The organism is Laspinema olomoucense D3b (assembly GCF_025370785.1).
Lineage (GTDB): Bacteria > Cyanobacteriota > Cyanobacteriia > Cyanobacteriales > Laspinemataceae > Laspinema > Laspinema olomoucense.
In genome coordinates, this window is the sequence record NZ_JAMXFA010000094.1 from 1 (window position 1) to 1,596 (window position 1,596).

At 35.5% G+C, this 1,596-nt stretch carries 2 protein-coding genes; both read right to left on the bottom strand.

Annotated features, from left to right (window positions below; genetic code table 11):
* Window positions 1-72: 72 nt before the first annotated feature.
* Window positions 73-534 (bottom strand): hypothetical protein, encoded by a 462-nt coding sequence (locus tag NG792_RS28765; protein ID WP_261237801.1) that lies wholly within the window; start codon window positions 532-534, stop codon window positions 73-75.
* Window positions 531-1,550: a hypothetical protein gene (locus tag NG792_RS28770; RefSeq protein ID WP_261237802.1), complete on the bottom strand. Its 1,020-nt coding sequence runs from the start codon at window positions 1,548-1,550 to the stop codon at window positions 531-533. The genes NG792_RS28765 and NG792_RS28770 overlap by 4 nt, the downstream gene beginning before the upstream one ends.
* Between the last annotated feature and the right edge of the window lie 46 nt (window positions 1,551-1,596).

Consider the following 1,596-nt stretch of genomic DNA (forward strand, 5'->3'; position numbering starts at 1 on the left):
CAGCTATAACCGGCCATCGGCTAAAATCAAGCAAAACTTTTTATTTTAGCATAAAATTATTTTGCAAGAGGTCTAATAAAATACTGGATATCCGTTGATGTCTATAGTACCGAATTTCCTATAAGGAAGTCCAGTTTCATCATTAGGGTTTGGGGGATTAGAACCCTTATAATGTGGAGAATGCCAAGCCAACTGAATAGGAGCGCATTTTACGTCAAAAGTAATACACCATTTAATTGTACTTTCTAGTTTATGAGTTGCACGATTACGCATTAAATCGTAAAACAAGTTTAAATAGAAATACTCTATATCAACTATTTTAAAATCTTTTTCGGTGATAAGCTGTGAATAAGGTATTGGCTGGTATTTAGGTTTTTTTTGATTGTAAAAAATTTTTGCAAAAAAAACATCAACCTCTTCTGTAATATAATTTTCAGCGGCTTGCTTCTGGTCTTCAGTTTTGAATGAAATCAGAGGAACGTACCCGCTTAATTGTTCCGGGTAAATTCCAATAATATCCGTGTCATGTCTCATAAACTTTCCTCTAGGTAGATTTGTTGAATCATAAAAAAATTGCCCTTGATAACGTCAATACCTTTTCCTTGAATATCTTTTAGTTCAGTCTCTCCATAAATAGGATGGGGTTTTCTGTCATAATACCACCAAGGAATAAAAAATACATTATCGACGACCTTGACATGATGTCGTTCCTGTTGTAAAGCAAATTCATAAGTCAATGACTTTATTATGTCAATTTTATATTTTTTATATTTGGGATCTGTTGGGTCGATTAGGTCGAATTTTAAATTTTGATTTGTCAAGTAAAAATCCAAACTTACATCCTTGTAATCGAATATCTGAACTTCACAAATACCTTTATGTTTACCCTTTAATAATACCAGATCAGGACGGGGATATCGGTGCATTTTTTTGGTTCCGTTCCGTCTGTCTAATGTACTATATTTATTATTGGAGTACACAAAAGTTGCTTCTTGAGTATCCAACTCAATACAAAGTAGCTCATTCCATCCAAGACAACTGCTTTGTTTGTTATTTTTGTCGGATGGAATATCCGATATTGTCCGATAAATCCATTGATTGCCATACCCGTTAGTTCCCTTATAGGCTTCGTGGTTGCCAACTCTGTGAACTTTTTCCCGTTGCCTTTCTCGATTGTAGTAATTTTTCAAAGGTATATCTGTATCCGCATAGCAAATGTGATCTAGATATTCTTTAAAAAAATAAGTGCTGCACATATCTTCCCAGACATAGGAAAACCCTCTAATACCCCAAAATTCTCCATCATTCTGGTTAGGAGTTATTTCGCCATATAGGAAAGTCTCAATTGCTTCATAGAGCCCCCAATAGTCAGCATCTTTGTAATACGTGTTTTTATCGATGTTATCCAGTGCTTCTTTCAGGATGCTGATGGTTTCGCCAAAAGTGTCTTTATCAAAAATTGACTGGTTGCTGGTGAGGTAGTCATCTTGGAAGTGTTGAGCCAGAAATCGGATATCTTGGTGCGATTCGTTGAGCGAGAAACCAGTCATCTTAGATTGGGTGTCGTTCGCAAGGACAAGTAATCATACTTACTGA